This window comes from Janthinobacterium lividum (assembly GCF_011601275.1).
GTDB lineage: Bacteria > Pseudomonadota > Gammaproteobacteria > Burkholderiales > Burkholderiaceae_D > Janthinobacterium > Janthinobacterium lividum_E.
The window spans coordinates 252,168-275,031 of record NZ_JAAOLY010000001.1 but is presented as its reverse complement, the minus strand read 5'-3'; the positions used below and the strand labels follow the sequence as shown (position 1 = coordinate 275,031).

Annotated in this window: 22 protein-coding genes; 16 read left to right on the top strand and 6 right to left on the bottom strand. The window is 62.3% G+C overall.

Annotation, left to right across the window (positions count from 1 at the left end; translation table 11 throughout):
* Positions 1 to 14: 14 nt before the first annotated feature.
* The 9 genes from GYK42_RS01290 (at position 15) to GYK42_RS01250 (ending at position 8,935) form a co-directional block, all read left to right on the top strand.
* Positions 15 to 1,040, top strand: coding sequence for a LacI family DNA-binding transcriptional regulator (locus tag GYK42_RS01290; protein WP_166446020.1), 1,026 nt, complete (start codon positions 15 to 17; stop codon positions 1,038 to 1,040).
* Positions 1,040 to 2,527 carry an ATP-binding cassette domain-containing protein gene (locus GYK42_RS01285; protein WP_166446019.1) on the top strand — a complete coding sequence of 496 codons (1,488 nt, stop codon included), beginning with the start codon at positions 1,040 to 1,042 and terminating at the stop codon, positions 2,525 to 2,527. The genes GYK42_RS01290 and GYK42_RS01285 overlap by 1 nt, the downstream gene beginning before the upstream one ends.
* On the top strand, positions 2,508 to 3,515 hold the full coding sequence (locus tag GYK42_RS01280; RefSeq protein WP_166446018.1) for an ABC transporter permease: 1,008 nt from the start codon (positions 2,508 to 2,510) through the stop codon (positions 3,513 to 3,515). The genes GYK42_RS01285 and GYK42_RS01280 overlap by 20 nt, the downstream gene beginning before the upstream one ends.
* 88 nt (positions 3,516 to 3,603) lie before the next feature.
* Positions 3,604 to 4,539, top strand: coding sequence for a substrate-binding domain-containing protein (locus GYK42_RS01275; protein ID WP_235194259.1), 936 nt, complete (start codon positions 3,604 to 3,606; stop codon positions 4,537 to 4,539).
* 93 nt (positions 4,540 to 4,632) lie between these two features.
* Positions 4,633 to 5,685: a sugar phosphate isomerase/epimerase family protein gene (locus GYK42_RS01270; RefSeq protein ID WP_166446017.1), complete on the top strand. Its 1,053-nt coding sequence runs from the start codon at positions 4,633 to 4,635 to the stop codon at positions 5,683 to 5,685.
* 9 nt (positions 5,686 to 5,694) lie between these two features.
* Positions 5,695 to 6,843, top strand: coding sequence for a Gfo/Idh/MocA family protein (locus tag GYK42_RS01265; RefSeq protein ID WP_240943362.1), 1,149 nt, complete (start codon positions 5,695 to 5,697; stop codon positions 6,841 to 6,843).
* Positions 6,844 to 6,859: 16 nt separating this feature from the next.
* Positions 6,860 to 7,147 (top strand): 2Fe-2S iron-sulfur cluster-binding protein, encoded by a 288-nt coding sequence (locus GYK42_RS01260; RefSeq protein ID WP_166446016.1) that lies wholly within the window; start codon positions 6,860 to 6,862, stop codon positions 7,145 to 7,147.
* Positions 7,148 to 7,265: 118 nt separating this feature from the next.
* Positions 7,266 to 7,640, top strand: a complete 375-nt coding sequence (locus tag GYK42_RS01255) for a hypothetical protein (RefSeq protein ID WP_166446015.1) — start codon at positions 7,266 to 7,268, stop codon at positions 7,638 to 7,640.
* A 38-nt stretch (positions 7,641 to 7,678) separates the two neighbouring features.
* Positions 7,679 to 8,935, top strand: coding sequence for a PQQ-binding-like beta-propeller repeat protein (locus tag GYK42_RS01250; protein WP_166446014.1), 1,257 nt, complete (start codon positions 7,679 to 7,681; stop codon positions 8,933 to 8,935).
* Positions 8,936 to 8,953: 18 nt separating this feature from the next.
* On the opposite strand, the gene GYK42_RS01245 is transcribed toward GYK42_RS01250, so the two are convergent.
* Complete coding sequence (locus GYK42_RS01245; RefSeq protein WP_046681950.1) at positions 8,954 to 9,265, bottom strand: hypothetical protein; 312 nt, start codon at positions 9,263 to 9,265, stop codon at positions 8,954 to 8,956.
* Positions 9,266 to 9,357: 92 nt separating this feature from the next.
* Between GYK42_RS01245 and GYK42_RS01240 the strand changes: the two genes are divergently transcribed.
* On the top strand, positions 9,358 to 9,627 hold the full coding sequence (locus tag GYK42_RS01240) for a MoaD/ThiS family protein (RefSeq protein ID WP_046681951.1): 270 nt from the start codon (positions 9,358 to 9,360) through the stop codon (positions 9,625 to 9,627).
* A 4-nt stretch (positions 9,628 to 9,631) separates the two neighbouring features.
* Positions 9,632 to 10,738 (top strand): WD40/YVTN/BNR-like repeat-containing protein, encoded by a 1,107-nt coding sequence (locus GYK42_RS01235; RefSeq protein WP_166446013.1) that lies wholly within the window; start codon positions 9,632 to 9,634, stop codon positions 10,736 to 10,738.
* Here the strand turns inward: GYK42_RS01235 and GYK42_RS01230 are convergent.
* Positions 10,711 to 11,334: a TetR/AcrR family transcriptional regulator gene (locus tag GYK42_RS01230; protein ID WP_166446012.1), complete on the bottom strand. Its 624-nt coding sequence runs from the start codon at positions 11,332 to 11,334 to the stop codon at positions 10,711 to 10,713. The two genes, GYK42_RS01235 and GYK42_RS01230, sit on opposite strands and share 28 nt — an antisense overlap.
* A gap of 169 nt (positions 11,335 to 11,503) precedes the next feature.
* Between GYK42_RS01230 and GYK42_RS01225 the strand changes: the two genes are divergently transcribed.
* Positions 11,504 to 12,547 (top strand): MBL fold metallo-hydrolase, encoded by a 1,044-nt coding sequence (locus GYK42_RS01225; protein ID WP_166446011.1) that lies wholly within the window; start codon positions 11,504 to 11,506, stop codon positions 12,545 to 12,547.
* 1 nt (position 12,548) lies between these two features.
* Here GYK42_RS01225 and GYK42_RS01220 read toward each other — a convergent pair whose 3' ends face one another.
* Positions 12,549 to 12,881: a hypothetical protein gene (locus GYK42_RS01220; RefSeq protein ID WP_166446010.1), complete on the bottom strand. Its 333-nt coding sequence runs from the start codon at positions 12,879 to 12,881 to the stop codon at positions 12,549 to 12,551.
* 444 nt (positions 12,882 to 13,325) lie between these two features.
* Here GYK42_RS01220 and GYK42_RS01215 point away from each other — a divergent pair, with 444 nt between their 5' ends.
* Complete coding sequence (locus tag GYK42_RS01215; protein WP_058049282.1) at positions 13,326 to 14,336, top strand: substrate-binding domain-containing protein; 1,011 nt, start codon at positions 13,326 to 13,328, stop codon at positions 14,334 to 14,336.
* Positions 14,337 to 14,372: 36 nt separating this feature from the next.
* On the opposite strand, the gene GYK42_RS01210 is transcribed toward GYK42_RS01215, so the two are convergent.
* Together GYK42_RS01210 and GYK42_RS01205 are read right to left on the bottom strand one after the other, a co-directional pair.
* Positions 14,373 to 17,969 (bottom strand): indolepyruvate ferredoxin oxidoreductase family protein, encoded by a 3,597-nt coding sequence (locus GYK42_RS01210; RefSeq protein WP_166446009.1) that lies wholly within the window; start codon positions 17,967 to 17,969, stop codon positions 14,373 to 14,375.
* Positions 17,970 to 18,163: 194 nt separating this feature from the next.
* Positions 18,164 to 19,105: a LysR substrate-binding domain-containing protein gene (locus tag GYK42_RS01205; RefSeq protein ID WP_166446008.1), complete on the bottom strand. Its 942-nt coding sequence runs from the start codon at positions 19,103 to 19,105 to the stop codon at positions 18,164 to 18,166.
* 149 nt (positions 19,106 to 19,254) lie between these two features.
* On the opposite strand from GYK42_RS01205, the gene GYK42_RS01200 reads away from it, so the two are divergent.
* Positions 19,255 to 20,481, top strand: coding sequence for an HD-GYP domain-containing protein (locus GYK42_RS01200; protein ID WP_046682074.1), 1,227 nt, complete (start codon positions 19,255 to 19,257; stop codon positions 20,479 to 20,481).
* On the opposite strand, the gene GYK42_RS01195 is transcribed toward GYK42_RS01200, so the two are convergent.
* Positions 20,478 to 21,524: a GGDEF domain-containing protein gene (locus tag GYK42_RS01195; RefSeq protein WP_166446007.1), complete on the bottom strand. Its 1,047-nt coding sequence runs from the start codon at positions 21,522 to 21,524 to the stop codon at positions 20,478 to 20,480. The genes GYK42_RS01200 and GYK42_RS01195 overlap by 4 nt on opposite strands.
* A gap of 481 nt (positions 21,525 to 22,005) precedes the next feature.
* Here GYK42_RS01195 and GYK42_RS01190 point away from each other — a divergent pair, with 481 nt between their 5' ends.
* Both GYK42_RS01190 and GYK42_RS01185 read left to right on the top strand, forming a co-directional pair.
* Complete coding sequence (locus GYK42_RS01190) at positions 22,006 to 22,188, top strand: Flp family type IVb pilin (RefSeq protein ID WP_034752975.1); 183 nt, start codon at positions 22,006 to 22,008, stop codon at positions 22,186 to 22,188.
* Positions 22,189 to 22,241: 53 nt separating this feature from the next.
* Positions 22,242 to 22,775, top strand: a complete 534-nt coding sequence (locus GYK42_RS01185) for an A24 family peptidase (protein ID WP_166446006.1) — start codon at positions 22,242 to 22,244, stop codon at positions 22,773 to 22,775.
* The last annotated feature ends 89 nt before the right edge of the window (positions 22,776 to 22,864 follow it).

The window sequence follows — 22,864 nt, the reverse complement described above, 5'->3', positions numbered from 1 at the left end:
TGTTGAAAAGCACCATGCCAGCAGCCCTTCCTTCTCCTTTGCCGACAGAAACCGTCTCCATCAGCGCCGTCGCCGCGCATGCGGGCGTGTCGGTGGCCACCGTCTCGCGCGTGATGAACGAGCAGGCAGGAGTGCGTGCGCCCACACGCGACAAGGTGCTCGCTTCCGTGGCCGCGCTCGGCTACCGCATGAACCATCTGGCGCGCAGCCTGCGGACGGCCGAGAGCCGCATGCTGCTGACCATGGTCCCCGACGTGGGCAACCCCTTCTATGCGCAGATCGTGCGCGGCATCGATACGGTGGCGCGTGAACACGGTTATTTCGTGCTGTTGTGCGACACGGGCGCCGATGCGGGCCGCGAGCGCTCGTATTTCGACTTGCTGCGCATGCACCGCGCCGATGGCGCCATCTGCCTCGATCCGGACACGGTGCAGCATGCCTTGTCGCATGAATCCGTCAGCCTGCCGTGGGTGGCCTGCTGCGAATTCGATCCCGCCGTGGCCGTGCCCTATGTCGGCATCGACAACCACCGGGCCGCCTCCGACGCCGTCGCGCATCTGCTGTCGCGCGGCCATACGCGCATCGGCCTGATCAACTCCGATGAGCGCTATCTGTACGCGCGGCAACGCCAGCAAGGCTATTTGGACACCCTGGCGGGGGCCGGCCTGCCCGTGCAGCCGCAGTGGGTGCACACGGTGCAAAGCCTCGATTACGAAGCGGGCACGGCCGCCACCTTGCGGATGATGGCGCAACCCGACGCGCCGACGGCGATCTTTGCCGTCTCCGACACCCTGGCCATTGGCGTGCTGAGCGCGCTGCGCCAATTGAACAAACGCGTGCCCGAAGACGTGGCCGTCATCGGCTTCGACGATATCGCCATCGCCGCGCAGATCGCCCCGGGCTTGACCACCATTGCGCAACCGATGCGCGAGCTGGGCGAGACGGCGGCGCGATTATTGCTGCAACGCTTGGCGGACCCGGCGGCCCAGGTGCCGGGCGTGCTGCTGCAACACCAATTAATTCTGCGAGGGAGTGCATAGTGAGCGTTGCCGTCGGTTTCGAGGGGGTCTGCAAGGATTTCGGCCCCGTGCGTGTCTTGCATGGCGTCAGTTTTACCTTGTCGCCGGGGCGCGTGTATGGCTTGCTGGGTGAAAATGGCGCCGGCAAGTCGACACTGATGAAAATCCTCGCCGGCTATGAAGCCGTCAGCGAAGGCCAGTTGCTGATCGATGGCCAGCCCCAGCGTTTTGCCAGTTCGCGCGCGGCCGAATCCGCCGGCATCGTGCTGATCCACCAGGAATTCAACCTGGCCGAACACCTGACGGTGGCGCAGAACATGTTCCTCGGCCATGAAAAGACGCGCGGCTGGCTGCTCGACGAGACCGCCATGAAGGAAGAAGCATCGCGCTACCTGAAACAGGTGGGCCTGGACGTGTCGCCCGACACGAAAATCCGCGACCTGATCGTCGCCGAGAAACAGCTGGTGGAAATCGCCAAGGCCCTGTCGCGCCGCGCCCGTTTCCTGATCATGGATGAACCGACCGCCACCCTGACGTCGTCGGAAACGCAGCGCCTGTTTGTCGTCATGGCGCAGCTGAAAGCGGACGGCGTGACCATCCTCTACATTTCCCACAAGCTCGATGAAGTCGAGCGCAACACGGACGAGGTCATCGTCATGCGCGACGGGCGTTTCGTCACGCGCGAGCCGACGGCCAGCCTCACGCGCCAGCAGATGGCGAACCTGATGGTCGGGCGCGAATTGTCCGACATGTTCCCGGCGAAAGCAGCGCTGGCGTCGGACGCGCTCGTGCTCCTGAAAGTCGACGGCTTGTGCGTGCCCGGCTGGGCGAAAGAGCTGTCGTTCGAGGTGCGCGCCGGTGAAGTGCTGGGCTTTGCGGGCCTGGTGGGCGCGGGGCGCACGGAATCGTTCGAGGCCTTGCTGGGCTTGCGTCCGCGCAGTGCGGGGACGATCGAACTCAATGGCCAGCCCGTGGACATCCGTACCCCCAAGCAAGCCATGCAGCACGGCATGACTTACCTGAGCGAAGACCGCAAGGGAAAAGGCTTGCACGTGAACCTGGGCTTGCGCGAAAACCTCACGATGATGACGATGGAGCGCTATGCGCGGCCCTGGCTTGATGTGGCCGGGGAAAAAGCGGCGCTGGCCAAGGCCGTCGAGGATTTCAATATCCGCACGGGCGACCTGGATAGCCGCGCGCGCATGCTATCCGGCGGCAACCAGCAAAAGCTGGCGCTGGCGAAATACCTGCATTCGGACCCGCGGGTCGTCGTGCTCGATGAACCGAGCCGCGGCGTGGACGTGGGCGCCAAGCGCGACATTTATTTCCTGATACACCGCCTGGCCGCCGAAGGGCGCGCCGTGATCGTGATTTCATCCGAATTGATCGAATTGATTGGCCTGTGCCACCGGGTCGCCGTGATGCGCGCCGGCACCCTGCAAGCCACCCTGTCTGCTGACCACCTGACCGAAGAGGAGTTGATTGCCCATGCAACCGGCACGCACTGACACCACCGTATCCCCGCTTGCCAGCTTCGGCGCGCGCATCAAGGGCTTTGGCCCCGTGTTGGGCCTGCTGGCCCTGTGCATCGCGGGCACCTTGCTCAATGGCGACTTCGCCACCCTCGACAACCTGATGAACGTGCTCACGCGCACGGCCTTCATCGGCATCATCGCCGTCGGCATGACGTTCGTGATTATTTCCGGCGGCATCGATTTATCGGTCGGCTCCATGGCGGCCCTGATCGCCGGCTGCATGATCTATTTCATGAATGCGCTGGCGCAAGGGACGGGCGGCGACCTGGCGCCGATCACCATGCTGGTGCTGGGCATCGCCATGGCCTTGGTATTGGGTGCCGGTTTTGGCCTGATGCATGGCTTGTTGATCAGCAAGGGCAATATCGAACCGTTCATCGTTACCCTGGGCACGCTGGGCATCTTCCGCGCCGTATTGACCTACCTGGCCGATGGCGGCGCCCTGACCCTGGATGCCACCCTGTCCGAGCTGTATAGCCCCGTGTATTACACGAGCGTGCTGGGCGCGCCGATACCGATCTGGATCTTTTTATTCGTCGCCGCAGCCGGTGCCATCATTCTCAACCGCACGACCTTTGGCCGCCACGTGCAGGCGATTGGTTCCAATGAGCAAGTGGCGCGCTATGCGGCCATCAATGTCGATAGAGTCAAGATCGCCACCTACATGCTGCTGGGCGTCTGCGTGGGCATCGCCACGGTGCTGTACGTGCCGCGCCTGGGCTCGGCCACACCGACGACGGGCTTGCTGTGGGAACTCGAAGCCATCGCCGCCGTCGTTGTCGGCGGCACGGCGCTGAAGGGGGGAGAAGGGCGCATCGTCGGCACTGTGATCGGCGCCATCCTTTTGTCCGTGATCAGCAATATTCTGAATTTGACCAGCATCATCAGTGTCTACCTGAATGCCGCAGTGCAAGGCGTGGTGATCATCGCCGTCGCCTTCCTGCAGCGAGGCCGCAAATAAAAATACAGCGGCGTTCTGAAAGGGCAGCCAACGGGCGCCCACAACCTTGGAGGAGAGCAGCATGAAGAGCTTTATACGGGTAGCAGGGATGGCAGTGCTGGTGATGCAGGCGTGGGCCTTGCCGAGTGCGCAGGCGGCTGAAAAGCTGGTGGTCGGCGTGGCCATCCCCACGGCCACGCACAGCTTTACTTCCGGCATCGTCTGGTGGGCGAACCAGGCCAAGGCGGAACTGGAAAAGGCCCATCCGGGGCTGAAAATCATCGTCAAGACGGCCGCCACGGCGCCCGAACAGGCGAACCAGTTGCAGGACATGTTGACGGTCAACAAGATCAACACCCTGGTGATCTTCCCCATCGAGTCGGCGTCCTTGACGCAGCCCGTGGCGCAAGTGAAAAACAAGGGCGTGTACGTGACCGTGGTGGACCGTGGCTTGACGAACACGCAGTCGCAGGATGCGTATATCGCCGGCGACAACACGGCGTTCGGCAAGCTGCCGGCAGAATATCTGGCGAAAAGCCTGAATGGCAAGGGCAATATCGTCGTGCTGCGCGGCATGCCGACCACCCTCGACAACGAGCGCTACGATGCCTTCAGCGCCGTCATGAAGGGCCATCCCGAGATCAAGGTCTTGGATGCCAAGTATGGCAACTGGAACCGCGACGATGCCTTCAAGGTCATGCAGGATTATCTGACCCGCTTCAAGCAGATCGACGCCGTCTGGGCCGCCGATGACGACATGGCCATCGGCGTGCAAAAAGCCATCGCGCAAGCCAAGCGCACGGACATCAAGCAAGTGTTCGGCGGCGCGGGTGCGAAGGGCGCCGTGAAAAAGATCATGGATGGCTCCGACCCGCTGATCGTGGCCGACGTGTCGTACTCGCCCAAGTTCATGTACGACGCCATCAAGCTGACGACGGAAGCGCGCCTGAAAGGTGATAAATTGCCGGCCAACACGATCATCCCTTCGGTGCTGATCACGCGCGAGAACGCGAAGCAATTCTACTTTCCGAACTCGCCTTTTTAAATTCTGGGGTCAGACCCCCTCGCCTGCTAGCAATGCCCTTTGCGCTAGCGGCATTGAGGGTCTGACCCCGGCTTTATCTAACAGGACATTGATATGAAAACCATCCAGGGCCCGGCCATTTTCCTGGCCCAGTTTCTCGGCGACGAGCCGCCGTTCGACTCGCTCGAGCACCTGGCACAGTGGGCGGCCGGCCTGGGTTACAAGGGCTTGCAGCTGCCCACGGCGCCGCGCCTGTTCGACCTGGAGCAAGCGGCGGCCAGCCAGCAGTATTGCGACGATGTGGTAGCCCTGCTGGCGCGCCACGGTTTGCAGGTGACGGAATTGTCGACGCACTTGCAGGGCCAGCTGATCGCCGTGCATCCCGCCTACGATGCGCTGTTCGACGGCTTTGCGCCCGAACACGTGCGTGGCGACAGCGCGACCCGCACGGCCTGGGCCACGCAGCAACTGCTGTGGGCGGCCACTGCCTCGCAGCGACTGGGTTTGACGGCGCACGTGACGTTTTCCGGCGCGCTGGCCTGGCCGTATCTGTATCCGTGGCCGCAGCGCCCGGCCGGCCTGGTGGAGACGGCATTTGCCGAACTGGCGAAGCGCTGGCTGCCCATCCTCGACGCGTTTGACGCGGCCGGCGTCGACCTTTGCTATGAGTTGCATCCGGGCGAGGACTTGCACGATGGCGTGACCTTCGAGCGCTTCCTTGCCGCCGTCAATGACCACCCGCGTGCGTCGATCTTGTACGACCCCAGCCACTTCGTGCTGCAGCAGCTCGACTACCTTGCCTTCATCGACATCTATCACGCGCGCATCAAGGCCTTCCACGTCAAGGATGCGGAATTCAGGCCGAACGGGCGCCAGGGCGTGTATGGCGGCTATGCTGACTGGCAAGACCGGGCCGGGCGCTTCCGTTCGCTGGGCGACGGACAGATTGATTTCAAGGCGATCTTTTCCAAGATGGCGCAGTACGACTTCCCGGGCTGGGCCGTGCTGGAGTGGGAATGCTGTTTGAAGCATCCCGAGGACGGCGCGGCCGAAGGGGCGCGCTTCATCCGCGAACACATCATCCACGTGGCCGAACGCGCGTTCGACGATTTCGCCGGCAGCGCTGTTGACCAGGAACAAATCCATCACTTGCTTGGCTTGAAATAAGGAAACGATATGCAGCGACGCTTACGGCTGGGCATGGTAGGGGGCGGGCAGGGCGCATTCATCGGCGCCGTGCACCGCATCGCGGCGCGCATCGACGACCAGTACGAACTGGTGGCGGGCGCCCTGTCGTCCGATCCGGAGCGCGCGCGCGACAGCGGCGCCGCGCTGCACCTGGCGCCGGAGCGCTGCTACAGCGACTACCGCGCCATGGCGCAGGCGGAGGCCGCGCGCGCTGACGGCATCGAGGCGGTGGCCATCGTCACGCCCAACCATTTGCACGCACCGGTCGCCACGGCGTTCATGGAAGCGGGCATCCACGTGATCTGCGACAAGCCGCTGGGGATTTCCTTGGCGGAAGGCCAGGCGCTGGCGGCGCTGGCGCAACGCAAAAATTTGCTGTTTGCGCTCACGCATACCTACAGCGGCTACCCGCTGCTGCGCCACGCGAAAGCGATGGTCGAGGCGGGCGAGATCGGCGAGCTGCGCCTCGTGCAAGTCGAGTATTCGCAGGATTGGCTGGCCGATGCGATTGCGGCTGGCGGCATGAACGAGGGCAACTGGCATAACGACCCGCTGAAAGCCGGCCCTGGCGGCACCCTGCTCGACGTGGGCTTGCACGCCTACCACCTGGCGCAATTCGTCAGCGGACTGACGCCGCAATCCGTGCTGGCGGAACTGTCGACGTTTGTTCCGAACCGCAGCCTGGACGACCACGTGCAGGTGATGCTGCGCTATGCCAACGGGGCGAAGGGTACTTTGTGGGCCAGCCAGGTGGCGACCGGTTGCGAAAACACGGTGCGCCTGCGCCTGTTCGGCAGCAAGGCGCAGCTCGATTTCGACCAGGAACAACCGAATGAACTGTGGTGCACGCCGCAGGGCGGCAACCGCCAGTTGCTGCGCCCGGGACGCGTCGACAGCGCCGCCGCGCGCCACGCCACGCGCGTGCCGGCCGGCCATCCGGAAGGTTATCTGGAAGCGTTCGCTCAGCTGTACCTGGATGCGGCCTTGCGCATTCGCGCGTTGCAATCGGGCTTGCCCGCGCCCAGGGAAGCGAGCTGGCTGCCGACGGTGGCCGATGGGGTGGCGGGCCTGGCCTTTGCGGAAGCCGTGCTGCGCAGCCATGCGGATGGCGCCAGCTGGACGGCCTTGGCAAGCTGACTGTTACACTGGAGCCATGCGCTCCTTTACCATCACTATCGTCCCGCAAGGCTGGCAATTCCCGGCCGAGGCGGGCACGACCATCCTGGTCGCCGCCGAGCTGGCCGGCATCCGCCTGCTCAGTTCCTGCCGCAATGGCACGTGCCGCACATGTCTGTGCCACATGCCGGCGGGCCATGTGCGCTACACGGTGGACTGGCCCGGCATCAGCCCCGATGAACGGATCGACGGCTATATCCTGCCCTGCGTGGCTGTCGCCGAAAGCGACCTCACGGTGCAGGCGCGGGCCGTGCGTTCCACTTGACGTTTCCTTGCGCTGGTGAGAATGTGTGATATTTTTTGCAATTTTTCATGTTAAAAGAGTCGATGGGCTTTAAGTCTTGCCATGGTGGCGGATTGGAAAGCTCGAACATGGAAGATACATGACTATAACGATGCAAGGGCCATATCGCGCTGCCGCGCTGCCCGCCCTGATGCTGGCGTTGCTGTCCATCGCCGGCTGCGGTGGCGGCGGCGGTGGAATTTTTGGACTCAAAGACCGTCACGTGCTGCAACTGTCTGAAGTGAGCAGCAACTGCAACATGGCGCCCGGTGAAACCTGTTCCGATGTGACCGTGGTGGTGCGCAGCGATTTGGCCGAGCGTCCGCTGTGGAGCGCTACCGACGCGAACGGCGTGACCGTTTTCCAGATATCGGATCATCAGAAGCTGTCGGACAACAGCTGGCGCCTTCCTTCAGGCCCGTACCTGGCCTGGCGCCCGGCGCCTACACGGGAAGGATTACGCTGTCCCCCCTGAATTTGTTCGAATTCGAATACAACAATTTGCCTGAAAGCATGCCATACAAGGTGGTGGTGGCGCCACTCAAAGGCAATATGCCGGCCCTGGCCGCGTTGCCCGGTGCGGCAGATTGGGAAGGCACGAATGGCAACGCGGCACACACGGGTCTGGTGCCCGTCGATCTCGATGCCAGCAAATTTTCGCGCCGCTGGACGTGGGAATACGCGGGTGGGGAAAAAGCTTATCGTGTGAGCCCGCCGGTGGCCGCGAATGGTCTCGTCTATTTTTCGCTGGAGCAATCCGCGGCCGATAGCCAGGATGCGAAGAAAATCATCTATACCAATACCTTGATGGCCCTGTCGGAGCACGACAGCGGCGAGCAGTGGCGCACGCCGCAGACGCTCGATGGCGCACTGAGCGCACCTGGCGTGTCGGGCACGCGCCTGGCGATGGCGGGGTTGGCCAGCGTGCATACGTTTGACGCCGTGAGCGGCGTGAAACTGGCCACCGCCACGCAGCCGCAGACGAACGGCATCCTGACGGCGACCTCGCCGCTGACCGCGCCGACCCTGGCTGGCGCCAGCGTCTATGTCGGCGGCAATAACGACGTGATCAGCGCGGAGTCGACGACGGCCCGGAATCTGTGGTCCACCAGCCTGGGATTGTCAAGGCTGGGCAATGTCGACGAGTGGACGCCTGCCGTGAATGCCAGCACGGTGTACAGCAATACGGCGGGTACCTTGCGCGCGTTCAATCGTGCCGATGGCACGCAGCAATGGAGCGTGGCCGTGCCGGGACAGGTGGTGGGGGGCTTGAGCAGGAGCAGCCTGTATCAGGCACCCGTGCTGGCCGATGCCAACAGCGTGCTGCTGCTGAACCAGCGTCTTTCCATCGGGTATGGGCTCGACAACAGCCTGACCCTGGTCGACACGGACAGCCGCCAGGTACGCTGGAGCGCCAATGGCCAGTTCACCACGCAGCCGGTAGCGGCGCAGGGCGTGTTGTATGTGGGCAATCAGGCCACGGCGTCGCTCGAAGCGCGCAGCCTGGCGACGGGCGCCGTGCTGTGGAGCTGGCCCCTGTCCGCGATCAAGGAAGAACGCTTTGGCGGCGACCTGATCGTTACCAACAAGCTGCTGTTTGTTGCGGGCCAGAAGGGGACGTACGCGCTGGACCTGGCCAGCCAGAAATCCGTCTGGTCTTTCCGGCTTACCGGCAAGCTGGCGTTGTCGCGCAATGGCGTGCTCTACATTCGTTCTGTGAGCGACAACGGCAACGCCATGTCGCGGGTGACGGCCATCAACCTGCAGTAGCGGTTTGCCGCACGGCGGCTAGGGCTTGCCCGGGCTCTTTAGCCGCTGCAGCAGCGCATCCACGCTGTCGCTTACGGGCAAGCCGTGGCGGCGCAGCAGCTGCACGTGCAAGACGAGGTTTTCCAGCACCAGCTTGGCCGCCACGGCCAGCAAGGCCAGATTGCGGTCTTCCGGGCTGAAACTTTCCATGGCGTCGGCCATCTCGCACAGGTGGTTGGCGATCAGTCCGCGCAATTCCTGTTCGTTGAAGGGCAGGTCGGCAAAGTCGATGGGATCGGCCACCTCCACTTCCTGCATCAGCACCGCTAGTTCTTCCGGGGTAATTGTCATGCCTGGCCTCCTTGTGTGCTTGCCGCTATTTTAATTGTATTGGCCGCAAAGCGGACTAGAATGAGTCGAGGCCGACGACGTCGAAGGGCAGCATGGCGCATCTGCATTTTACGCAACAACTGGCACGCTACCTCGACGTCCCCACGGTGGACGTCGATGCGCCACGCCTGCGCGCCGCCCTCGATGCCGCGTTTGCGCAGCAGCCGCGCTTGCGCGGTTATGTGCTCGACGAGCAGGGCGCGTTGCGCCCGAACGTGGTGATCTTCATCGACGGGGTACGCTGCCGCGAGCGCCGCGTGCTCGACGACGCCTTGCGGCCCGACAGCCAGGTGTATATCTTGCAGGCACTTTCCGGAGGTTGACGCCATGACAGCAGTCCCGCAACGCGCTTATCTCGGCACCCGCAAGGGGCTGTTCCAGTTCGATGTCGATGCGGCCGGCGCCTCGCAGCTGGCGCTGGTGCAGTTCGCCGGCGACCCCGTTTCCATGCTGCTGCACGATGGCCGCGACGGCGCCGTGTACGCAGCCCTGAACCTGGGTCACTTCGGCGCCAAGCTGCACCGCCTCGACGCGGGCGCCAGCGCGTGGCAGGAAGTCGCCGTGCCCGCCTATCCCGCCAAGCCGGAAGACAGCAGCGATACGGTGGACTGGACTCTGCGGCAGATCTGGTCGCTGGCGGCTGGCGGCGCGGACCAGCCCGGCGTATTGTGGGCGGGCACCCTGCCTGGCGGGCTGTTCCGTTCAAGCGACCGGGGCGAGAGCTGGCAGCTGGTGGAATCGTTGTGGAATGTGCCGCAGCGGGCGCAGTGGTTTGGCGGCGGCTATGACGTGCCCGGCATCCACAGCATCTGCGTCGACCCGCGCGACAGCAACAAAGTGCTTGTCGGCGTGTCCTGCGGCGGCGTGTGGCAGACCGGCGATGGCGGCGCCAACTGGGCCCTGAGCGCGACGGGCATGCGCGCCGACTACATGCCGCCCGAGCTCGATGAAAACGAAGCCGTGCAAGACCCGCACCGCATCGTGCGCAGCGCCGGCGCGCCGGACGCGCTGTGGTGCCAGCACCATAACGGCATCTGGCGCTCGGACGACGCCGGCTGGCACTGGCAGGAAGTGACGACGGCGCCGCTGTCGCATTTCGGCTTTGCCGTGGCAGTGCATCCGCGCGACGGCGACACGGCCTGGTTCGTGCCGGCGCAGGCGGACGCGCTGCGCATCCCTTTTGACGGCGCGCTGGCCGTCACGCGCACGCGCGACGGCGGCAAGACCTTCGAAGTCTTGCGCGCTGGCTTGCCGCAGCAGCATTGCTACGACCTGGTCTACCGCCACGGGCTGGCGCTGGCCGACGATGGGCGCAGTTTATTGATGGCGTCCACCACGGGCGGCGCCTGGTATTCGGGCGACGAGGGCGAGCATTGGCAGACCATCTCTGCTCACTTGCCGCCCGTCTATGCCGTCTGTTTTGCCACGCCGTAGTAGCACAGGAAGATATCGACGGCCAGTTCCGTCACTTCGCGCTGGCGCGCCGGACTCAGCAGAGGCTCACCCATGGTGATCTGCGGCCAGAAGGCAAAGGTTTTTAATGGCGACATCAACAGGTGTCCCACTTCCAGCGTCTCGCCCGTCTTGATGCGTCCGTCTTGCTGCGCGGCGCGGATCCAGATATTGAGGCCGGTTTCCTTTTCATTCAGGCGCGCCACCATGGCTTGCGCCCGCGCGGGCGAATGGATGGTTTCGCCAAAGATCACACGCGCCAGGTCGATGAATGCCGGGTCGCAGAGCAAGACCATTTTCTGCTCGACCAGGGCCAGCACCTGCGGCCGCAATGGCTGGTCGGCAACATAGGGCACGGCCGGCTGGGCCACGCTGCTTTCCCACATGCGTTGCAGGATTTCCGCGAACAGTTCGTCCTTGCTGGGGAAATGGTTGTACACAGTACGCTTGGAAACGGCGGCCGTGGCGGCGATCCTGTCCATGCTGGTCGCATCGAAACCGTGCTCGCGGAACTCGGCGATGGCGGCATCGACGATGGCGACGCGCTTGCGGTCGGTGAGGCGTTGCGGTACGGCCATGGCTGAAAATCTCCTTTGAAAACAATATTTTACACCTCCTGGTTTACTTTGCCAGAAATAGGAACTACACTGTGTAGTGTAATTTAATTCTTGTTAATTCCTTGCCGGGCCATATATGCACTTGCACCGAGCCGCACGTCGTCTCTTCTTTCTGGGAGTCCTGATCATCATGAGTTCTTGCACCCTGCGCGCCGCGCCTGCCGCGCCCGCTGAATCACCCCAACGCCACGAAGGCAAGTTCCGTAATCCCGTGGAAATGTACAAGCTGGGCACGACCGCGACGCTCAAGCTGCTGTGGACATTCGTCTTTGACAAGCCGGATAGCACAGTGCCGGCCGCCACCGTGCCGGTGCAAGCCTTGACCCGGGCGCAGCTGCTGGCCGCGCCCGACAACAGCCTGTTTCGCCTGGGTCATTCGACCCTGCTGCTGAAACTGAATAATGAATTCTTCCTCACCGACCCCGTGTTTTCCGAGCGCGCCTCTCCGGTGCAGTGGGCGGGACCGAAACGTTTCCACCAGCCGCCCATCAGCATCGCTGACTTGCCGCCGATCAAGGCCATCATCCTGTCGCACAACCATTACGACCACCTCGACTATGCCGCCATACTGCAACTGGCCGCCAAGACGGAACACTTTGTCGCGCCGCTGGGCGTGGGCGATACTCTCGTCGAATGGGGCGTGCCGAAGGAAAAGGTGCGGCAGTTCGACTGGTGGCAAGGCACGACGATTGCCGGCGTGAAATTGGTGGCCACGCCATCGCAGCATTTCTCGGGGCGCGGCCTGTTCGATGGCAATCAAACCCTGTGGGCGTCGTGGGTCATCGACGCGCCCCAGATACGAGTGTTTTTCAGCGGCGACTCCGGCTATTTCGACGGCTTCAAGCAGATCGGCGACAAATACGGCCCCTTCGACATGACCATGATCGAAACGGGCGCCTACGACAAGCTGTGGCCGGACGTGCACATGCAGCCGGAAGAAACCCTGCAAGCCCACCTGGACTTGCGCGGCAAGTGGCTCATGCCCGTGCACAACGGCACGTTTGACCTGGGGCTGCACGCGTGGCATGAACCGTTTGACCGCATCACGGGGCTGGCGGCCAAGCAGGGCGTGAACCTGGCCACGCCGCAGATGGGCGAGGCGGTCGATCTGGCGCAGCCGAAGAAGGGCGAAAAATGGTGGCTGGCGATGCTGGAAGAAGAGATGGTGCGGTAATTTACGCCATTACGTCGATCAGGCGTCCCAGGGTCTGGCCATAGCCGTTCAGCTGGGGCGTGCTTTTCGGTGCGACGGGGATGGCTTGCTGCGGCACGGCCACCTTGATCGCCTGGTCCAGCTGCGGCACCTTGACAGCGGCCGGGGCGTCGGTCTGCGCTTGCTGGCTGCTGCGCTGCGTCTGGCTCAGCGATTCCTGTTCCCGCGCCAGCAGCTGGCGGCTTTGCGCCAGCTGTTCGCTGTCGCGCTGCACCTGGTTCTGGCCTTGTTCAACCCTGCGCTGCGCCGTGGCCAGCGAGGCTTGCAAGTTGTTGACGGACGTTAGCGTGACCACATTGTTCACCTTTGAAAGTATGTCCAGGCGTACAGGAAAGGAGAGGGCCCGGGGCGATGTGCTGCACCAGACGCAACATGCCCGACGGTAACCTTTACCTGAATCAAGAGTAGGACAAATTCTCGCACACTTCCAGTCAATTATGTTTTCTTGATAATGCTACCGCGCGCCCTCCGTGTTGCTGAGGCGGCATGCCGAAGGGGAGGGAATGATTGTCGAAGTAAGTACATGCTGTCGCCTCAAAGCCTTGTTTCTATGCCATCGACCATGCCGTGCCGTAGAGAAGGTACATGTGGCTACATTTAAAACGTTGCTTTTTAGATAGTCAATGTATTGTTGTTTTTATACCATGTCTGCGCCCGCTAATGCGCGGCCTGTTTGGCGCTCTGGGCTATAATGGACGGTCAGAGTTGGTTTCTTTTGCCATACAGACAGGTAGTTAACATGAATCTCAAGAGCCTCGCGATTGCCCTCGGCATGTCGAAAACGACAGTCAGCAGGGCGTTGAACGGCTATCCGGAAGTCAATTCCCGCACCCGTGAAATCGTCCTGGCCGCCGCCAAGAAAGTCGGCTACCGGCCCAACCCGCTCGCGCGCAGCCTGGCCGTCGGCCGCACGAATGTGCTGGGCATGATCTATCCCCTGCTGCCCAGCGACCTGGGCGACAGCGTCTTTCTTTCCGTGGTCAATGGCATGTCCGACGCCGTCGAAGCGTCGAAGATGAGTTTGATCATCGCCCCCGTGTCGCCGCAGAACGAACAGCCTTCGTATGAAAACATGGTGCGCGGACGCCAGGTCGATGGCCTGGTGGTGGGCCGCACCAAGGTGGTCGACGAGCGCATCGCCTACCTGACGAAAGTGGGCTTTCCCTTTGTCGCGAATGGCCGCACGCGCATCGACGCGCCGTACGCCTATTTCGACTACGACAACGACACGGGTATCGACCTGGCCGTGTCTTTCCTGGCGGCACATGGCCACCAGCGCATCGCACTGCTGAGCGCACCGCTGGATCTGCATTTTGCTTATGAGCGCAAGGAAAGCTTTATCCGCTGCATGGCGCAAGCGGGCTTGCCGGTCGATCCCGCCTGTCTGCTCGACAATACTTTTGATCGCCGCAGCGGCTACCAGGCCATGCAGCAGTTGCTGGCCTGTTCGCCCCGTCCCACGGCCGTCATCGTCGACAACCATCTGTCCGGCGTGGGCGTGGTGCGCGCGCTGATGGATGCTGGCATCGAGATCGGCAAGGAAATCTCCGTCATCGTCTGGGGCAATGTGGAAGACACCTTGATCGGCATCAATGTCACCACCATCGACCAGCCCGACCTGCGCCGCGCCGGCGCCAAGATGGTTGAAATGCTGCAATCCTTGCTGGCCGGCACGCCGCCGGAGCGGCTGCAGGAAATCTGGCAACCGGTGTTGTTGCCGGGGGCCACCGTGGGACGTTGCCCGGATTGACAAAAAAAACGCAGAGCCAAGGCTCTGCGTTGTCTTTTATGCCGCGTGCTTGCTGCCATCCGCCAGCTTCGCCAGCAATCTCGCCTTGTCCTTGCGGTAAGTATCGACAGCCGCTTCCTTGACGTGGCCGAAGCCGCGGATTTTTTCCGGCAGCGATGCCAGTTCCACGCAGGTGGCCAGGTTGTCCGCCGTCAGGTTGACCAGCAAGCCGGCCAGCAGTTCGCGGTATTCGACGATCAGGGCGCGTTCCATCTTGCGCTCGGCCGTATAACCGAAAAGGTCGAAGGTGCCGCCCCGCAGTCCTTTGGCTTTGGCCAGCAGCTTGAAGGCGCGCCACATCCAGGAACCTAATTCCGCTTTCACGAGGTGGCCCTTGGCATCTTTCTTGGCGAACAGCGGTGGCGCCAGGTTGAATTTCACGGAGAAATTCCCTTCGAATTGCTGCTGCAATTGCTCCACGAAACGGCCATCCGTGTACAGGCGCGCCACTTCGTACTCATCCTTGTAGGCCAGCAATTTGAAATAGCTCTTGGCGACAGCCGTCGACAGTTTCTGGCCCAGCCCCAAGGTGTTTTCGCGGTCGCGCACCTGTTTCACCAGCGTGGCATAACCATCCGCATACGCAGCGTTCTGGTAGGCGGTGAGGAACTCCACGCGCTTCTTGATGACGCTGTCGAGGCTTTGCGGCATTTGCACGATGATGGCTTGCGACGGCGTGGCGATTTGCGTCACCTTGCGCACGTCGACGGCGGCGCGGCGACCCCACAGGAAACTTTTCTTGTTCGACTCGATGCCCACGCCATTCAATTCAATGGCGCGCAGCAAGGCCGCTTCCGTCAGGGGGATGCGGCCCTTTTGCCAGGCGTAGCCGAGCATGAACAGGTTGGCGGCGATCGAGTCGCCCATCAGCGCGGTGGCCAGTTTTGTCGCGTCGATAAAGTCGGCCGCGTCCGCGCCACCGACGGATTCCTCGATCAGTTGGCGCACTTCCGCCGTCGGATATTGCCAGTCCGCATTTTGCGCAAACGTGCCCGGCGGCTGCTCGTGCAGGTTGACGACGGCCAGGCTGCGGCCCGGACGCATTTTCGACACGGCATCCTGCGCGCCGGCCGTCAGCATGTCGCAGCCCAGAATCAGGTCCGCTTCACCCGTGGCGATGCGCTGGGCGCGGATGTGCGCGGGAGATTTTGCAATTTTCACGTGCGAGGTGACGGAACCGTTCTTTTGCGACATGCCCGTCATGTCCAGCACGGACGCGCCCTTGCCTTCCAGGTGCGCCGCCATGCCCATCAGTGCACCCACGGTGATGACACCGGTGCCGCCGATGCCGTTGATGAGGATGTTGTATGGCGCGTCGCAAGCGGGCAATACAGGTTCTGGCAACGGGCCGAAATTGTCCGTCTCGCCCGTTTTACCCGCGCCCGTCTTGGTCTTTTTCAGGCTGCCGCCTTCGACGGTGACGAAGCTGGGGCAGAAACCCTTGGCGCACGAGTAATCCTTGTTGCACGAGGATTGGTCGATGGTGCGCTTGCGGCCAAATTCCGTTTCCTTCGGCAAGATCGACACGCAGTTCGACTGCACGCCGCAGTCGCCGCAGCCTTCGCAGACGGCGTCGTTGATGACCATGCGCTTGGCCACGTCCGGATACTCGCCTTTCTTGCGGCGCCGGCGCTTTTCCGCCGCGCAGGTCTGGTCGTAGATCAGCACGGATACGCCGGCTACTTCGCGCAATTCGCGCTGCACGGCATCCATGTCCTTGCGGTCGTGCAAGGTCAGGTGGGCAGGCAGGTTGCTGCGGTCTGCATAGCGCGACAGATCTTCCGTGACGAGGGCGATGCGGGCGATGCCTTCGGCCGCCACCTGCTGCGCCATCATGGGCACGGTGATCAGGCCGTCCACGGGCTGGCCGCCCGTCATGGCGACGGCGTCGTTGTACAGAATCTTGTAGGTGATGTTGACCTTGGCCGCCTGCGCGGCGCGGATGGCCAAATAGCCCGAGTGGAAATACGTGCCGTCGCCCAAGTTCTGGAACACGTGCGGCAGTTCCGAAAACGCGGCTTGCCCGATCCACGGCGCGCCTTCGCCACCCATGTGCGTGGTCAGCTTGTTCATTTCCGGATAGATCGACGTGGCCATCACGTGGCAGCCGATGCCGGCCAGCGCCAGGCTGCCGTCGGGTACCTTGGTCGAGGTGTTGTGCGGGCAGCCGGAGCAGTAAAACGCGGGGCGGAACGGCGTGTTCACGGCTTTCTTTAATACCGCATCCTTGGCGTCGAGGAAGCTCAGGCGCGCCTTGATCAGGTCGCACGTGACGGGATCGGAAATCAGACGCGCGATGCGGCTGGCGATGACTCTGGCCACTTGCGAGACGGAAAAATCCGCCTTCGAGGTGAGCAGCCATTCGCCGCGCGGCGCCACCCATTCGCCCTTTTCGTCGAACTTGCCGATGACGCGTGGACGTACGTCGTCGCGCCAGTTGTACAGCTGTTCCTTGAGCTGGTATTCGACGATCTGGCGCTTCTCTTCGACAACGAGAATTTCATCGAGGCCTTGCGCGAATTCGCGCACGCTGTCCGGTTCCAGCGGCCACGGCATGGCCACCTTGAACAGCCGCATGCCGACATCGGCCGCCATCTGTTCGTCGATGCCCAGCTCTTCCAGCGCTTCCAGGACGTCCAGATAGGACTTGCCGGAAGCGATGATGCCCAGCTTGGCGTTCGGGCTGTCGATGGTGGTGTGGTTGAGCTTGTTTTCGCGCGCGTAAGCGAGGGCCGCATAGATCTTGTAATCCTGCATCAGCGCTTCCTGATTGCGCGCCTGCTGGCCCAGCGGGATGCTCGACAGGCGAGCGTTCAGGCCGCCTTCGGGCATGTGGAAATCCTGCGGAATTTTTACTTCCACGCGGAATGGATCGGCATCGATGGAGGCCGACGATTCGACCGTGTCGGCCAGCGCCTTGAAGGCCACCGTGCAGCCGGAAAAGCGCGACATGGCCCAGCCGTGGATGCCCAGGTCCAGGTATTCCTGCACATTGCATGGATACAGGACGGGGATCATCGAGGCGGAAAACAGGTGGTCGGACTGGTGCGGCAGGGTCGACGAATAGGCGCCATGGTCGTCGCCGGCCACCAGCAGCACGCCGCCCAGTTTCGCTGTGCCCGCATGATTCATGTGCTTGAAGACATCGCCGCAGCGGTCCACGCCAGGGCCCTTGCCGTACCACATGGCGAACACGCCGTCGTACTTGGCCGGGCCGATCAGGTCGACTTGCTGCGAACCCCAGACGGCCGTGGCGGCCAAGTCTTCGTTGACGCCGGGCACGAACTGCACGTGGTGCGCTTCCAGTTGTTTCTTGGCTTTCCACAGGTTTTCATCGAGGCCGCCCAGGGGCGAACCGCGGTAGCCGGAGATGAAGCCGGCCGTGTTCAGTCCGGCAGCTTGGTCGCGCAGGCGCTGCATCATGGGCAGGCGCACGAGGGCCTGGATGCCGGAAAGGAAGATGGCGCCGGAAGTGGCCGTGTATTTGTCGTCGAGGCTGACGGTGGTCAAACGGGAAGGCTCAAGAGGGGTAGATGGCGCGGCACCGGCGTTTCTAGCGAACGCTGCGGAGCCGTTTTCCGTGGTCACGGACATGGCTGTCTCCAAAAGGGTGTTTCAGATGACGGCTGTACAAGGAGCGCGCCCGGTAAGGCGCGCGCTGTGCAGACGGGATGGCCGCGTGTGGGCGGCACATAACTATTTTAAATTTAAAATAGTTAATGTGGTCAGTGTAGAACGAGCGGGGGAGAGGGGCAAATATGGTTTGCCGATGGGGGTATAAGAAATACTTATGTCATGGGCGAGAGCACGTTCGCGCCCACCCAGCGCCCGCTGCCGCACAGCTCGGCGGCCACTTGCAGCACCAGATTTTTCACGGCGTTGCCTGCGTTCGTCAGGGGAATGTTTTTCGAGGCGCACAGGGCTACCGTGCGCGACAGGACGGGGCTGTGGATGGCGTAGCTGCGCATGGTGCCGCTGTCGAGTTCGGCCAGCAGAGGTGCTGCGGGCAGGATGGTGGCGCCCATGCCGGCCAGGATGGCCGATTTCAGGATGGCGATCGAATTGATTTCGATCACGTTCGCCGTCTCCAGGCCCAGTTCGCGGGCGCGGCTGTCGATGCGCGGGCGCACGCCATGCTGCAGACCCGGCAGGATCAGGGTGGCGCTCAATGCCTGCGGGAACGACAGCGCCGAGCCCGGGGGCGCGAACGGCGAATCGCTGCGGCAGATAAACCGCATCTCTTCTTCCACCAGAGGGCTGCAGGTAAACGGGGTCAGCTGGCCATCGTCGAACAGCACGGCCAGGTTGATGCGGCCCGATTTGAGCTGTTCATTGAGGTTGCCCGTGATTTCTTCCGTCAGTTGCAAGGTGATTTCGGGGTAGCGTTCGCGCGCGGCCAGCAGCAGGGGCAGGGCCAGCGCGCCGGAGATACTATGTGGCAAGCCCAGGGTGACATTGCCGGACGGCCGCGTGGCGCTTTGCGTGACGGCAGAGCGGGCGTCGGCCACCTGTTTCAGGATCGCCTGCGCATGTTCGTAAAACACCTTGCCCGCGTCCGTGCTGAGCACGCCCTGGGCCGAGCGGTGCAGCAGCTGCACGCCCAGCTCCTCTTCCAGCTGGCGCAGCTGCTGCGTCAGGGCCGGCTGCGCCACGTGCAGGATCAGGGCCGCGCGCGACAGCGAGCCGTGGTCGACGATGGCAACAAAGTAGCGTAATTGGCGCAGTTCCATGGGTCCCAAGAGCGGTGCGTTGAGGGGGCGTTGAGCGGAAAAAACAGGGTGTTGCGCCGCAGCGCCGAACGCGGCCAGCAGAATAACAATTTTGTTATACTCATTCTAGCGCCTTCGGTGCTCCAGCCGCGTATTTGTGGGATGACAGCATGCTCAAGAAAGTTGATTCGTCTCAATTAAAAGTGGGCATGTACATTCATGACCTCAGCTGCGACTGGATGACGCATCCATTCGTGCGCAACCGTTTCCTGTTGCGCAGTGACGATGAAATCCGCAAGATCATGCAGGCGGGCATTCACGACGTGGTGATCGACAGCGGCAAGGGCCTCGACGTGCAGGACGCGCCCACCGTGGTGCAGGCCCAGGCTGACACGGAACGCGAGCTGGTGCAGATCGCCGCGGCGCCGCAAGTGGTCACGCGCGTGTCGCTGGGCATGGAACTGGCGCGCGCCACGCAGGTGCGGCGTCAGGCGACGAGCCTGGTGCGCACGGTGATGGCCGACGTACGCCTGGGCAAGGCTGTCGAGCTCGACCGCGTGCAGCACACGGTGCAAGACATTACGGAGTCGATCCTGCGCAATCCCGGCGCCCTGGTCGGCTTGTTGCGCATCAAGAACAAGGATGACTACACCTTCCTGCATTCTGTCAGCGTATGCGCGCTGCTGGTGGCGTTTTGCCGCTCGCGCGGCATCGATGCGGCCACCACGCACCAGGCCGGCCTCGGTGGCTTGCTGCACGACACGGGCAAGGCGCTGGTGCCCGACAGCGTGCTGAACAAGCCAGGCCCCCTGAGCTCGGAAGAATTTGCCCAGATCAAGCGCCATCCGCGCGACGGCTACGAGATCCTGCGCCAGTCGCCCGAAGTGGGCGCGATTCCCCTCGATATCACCTTGCATCACCATGAACGGCGCGACGGCAGCGGCTATCCGGACCAGCTGGCTGGCGATGCCATCAGCGAGCTGGCGCAGATGGCCGCCATCGTCGACGTGTATGACGCGCTGACGTCGGACCGCAGCTATCACAAGGGTATTCCCGCCGCCGAAGCCCTGCGCAAGATTTATGAGTGGAGCAAATTCCACTTCAATCCCGTGTTCGCGCAGGATTTCATGCGCTGCGTGGGTATCTATCCGGTAGGCACCATGGTGATGCTGGAATCGGGCCGCCTGGCCGTCGTCATCGAGGCGCACGAAAGCAATCTGCTGGCGCCGAAAGTGAATGTGTTTTTCAGTACGAAGAGCAAGACCTACATCAAGCCGGAAACGGTCGATTTGTCGCGCGGCTTTGGTTTTGGCGGCGCCGACAAGATCGTCGGCCATGAGTCGGCCGCCAAGTGGCAAGTCGATCCCATGCGTTTTCTTTCCCTTGCAGACGCTTAGAAAAACTCTGCCGTATCGTTCGAGGTAATGGTTGTCAGCAAGCCTTTTGCCACCAGCTCATCGTAGTGGCACGCCAGGTTGCGGCCATGGCTCTTGGCGTAATACAGGGCCTGGTCGGCGCGGCCGAGGATGATGACGGGCGCTTCGTAGGCGTTGATGCTGACGAAGCCCACGCTGACGGTCACTCTGCCCACTTGCGGGAAGTCGTGCGCTTCGACATTGGTGCGGAAACGGTCGATGATTTTCTGCGCATTGTCCAGGGTAATCGAGCGCAGCAGCACGACGAATTCCTCGCCGCCGAAGCGGAAGATGCGGTCTTGCGAGCGGAACGACGATTGCAGCTGGTTGGCGATCAGGATCAGCACTTCATCGCCATACAGGTGACCGAATTTATCGTTGACCAGCTTGAAATGATCGACATCGATCACGGCCAGCCATTGCCGTTCCGTGTCCGTATGGTGGCGCCGTTCTTCATCGACGGGACGCGGCTTTTCCGCTTCCGGTTCGCCACGGCTGTGCAGGATTTTCGCCAGCTGGTCGTCGAAGGTCTTGCGGTTCAACAAGCCGGTGAGCGAATCGCGTTCGCTGTAGTCGAGCAGGTTCTGGAAATTACGGTACACGCTGACGATGCCGCCGATCACCTGGATGGTGGCGCCCGTGTACGGCGTGGGGTTGGTGATTTCCAGGCAGGTGGTGACCTGGTCACCGATCCAGATGGGCAGCCACAGCAGGTGGCGGCCGTCGGCGCATACGGTGTCGGCGCTCGCTTCATGGCGCTTGATGCAGGCGGCCAGGGCCGGGTAGTCGGACAGCGGTTCGCCGGGCAAGATAGGGTCGTTATGCTCTTCCATGCGGGCCACGCTGCCCGCCACGATGATGGCCCGCGACCGCACGAACACCTGGCCACGCACGGTGGTCAGGGCCAGCACACGGGTCTGCGACGCGGCAGCGAGTTCCTGGACGGCCGAGATCACGGAGATGTCGAGCATCGTGTGGTCGCGGTGCCCGGTCATATCCACCATGTGTTTCAGTAGGGAATCCATTGTCGATCTCTGGAAAGTAGTCACACAAGTGTCGTCATACCAGCATTGCATCAAGCAAGAGCATGTTCGCGTCCGTCTACAAGAAGCCAAGATTTATTTGGTGGCATGACGCTCTGTACCGCCGGGCGAGAGGCCTTTCCAAAGAAGAGCTAAGCAGGATAATGTCTTTTTGCCTAATAGGCAATTAACGTATGCAATATTTCATGTAAATACATGAGATTCATGCACCGCATTGCAAAAAACTTGCCCTGACGCAGGCTTTCAATCCGGATCGCAACATTTGTTTGCGCCAGCCGCCATTTCACCAGAGTTTGATAATTTCCATGTGGAAACTTGTGGCGCGTCAATTTGCCAAAACGTGGACGCTTTATAGTCAATGTAATGGCGCAGAAATTTACGGCAGGAAACATATTAGCAGGAAAGGGCAATGTTTCACACCCGATTGCGCCAGGGACTTGTGATTCACTTTTGGGAGCTTGTCATGCATACCTTCCTGTCGGCAGTACAGCAGTTTGTCAAGGATGAGGATGGCATTACGGCAATCGAATACGGCCTGATTGCGGCGTTGATGGCTACCGCCATCACGGCCGGTTTCTTGCTGATCAAGACCAACTTGCTGGCCGTCCTCACCGATATTTCGTCGAACCTGGTGTTGACGCCCTAAGCGGGTGCCCGCCACTGGCCGGCCGGTGGCGGGTTTTTTTCGGGAGGTGTGCCATGCCTGCAACTGCCTTGTGCGACCTGCTGTTGCTGTGCTTCGTGACGGCGGCCGCCGTCAGTGATTTGATCCAACGCAAGATTCCGAATTGGCTGGTGCTGGCCGGCATGCTTGCCGCGCTGGCGCTGCATCTGTGGTTGTGGCCGCACCGCGTGCCGCAACTGGTGCTGGGCGGCATGGCGACGGGCTTCTTCCTGTTCCTGCCTTTATATGTGCTGCGCGGCATGGCCGCCGGCGACGTCAAGCTGATCGCCATGGTGGGCGCCTTTGCCGGTCCCTGGCCCGTGCTGCAAATCTGTTTTGCCACGTTTGTCCTGGGCGGCGTGATCGCCGTGCTGATACTCACGTACCAGGGCAAGTGGCGCGTTTGCCTGGGCAATCTGCGCCAGCTGCTGTGGCCGATGATCGCGCGCATGGCCGGCATTCCCCTGGCGCCAAGCGCATTGGGCAGCGGCGCCAGCGTGGGCAATATGCCGTACGGACTGGCCATTGCCCTGGGCTGCCTGGTGGTGCAAGGGCGGCATTATTTCTGATTGGCATTCATTGCTCTGAATCAATGGGCGCCAGTGCCCGCTCGCTAGAATGAATTCTGTTCAATGCAGTCTTAACCGGCTAGGAGACG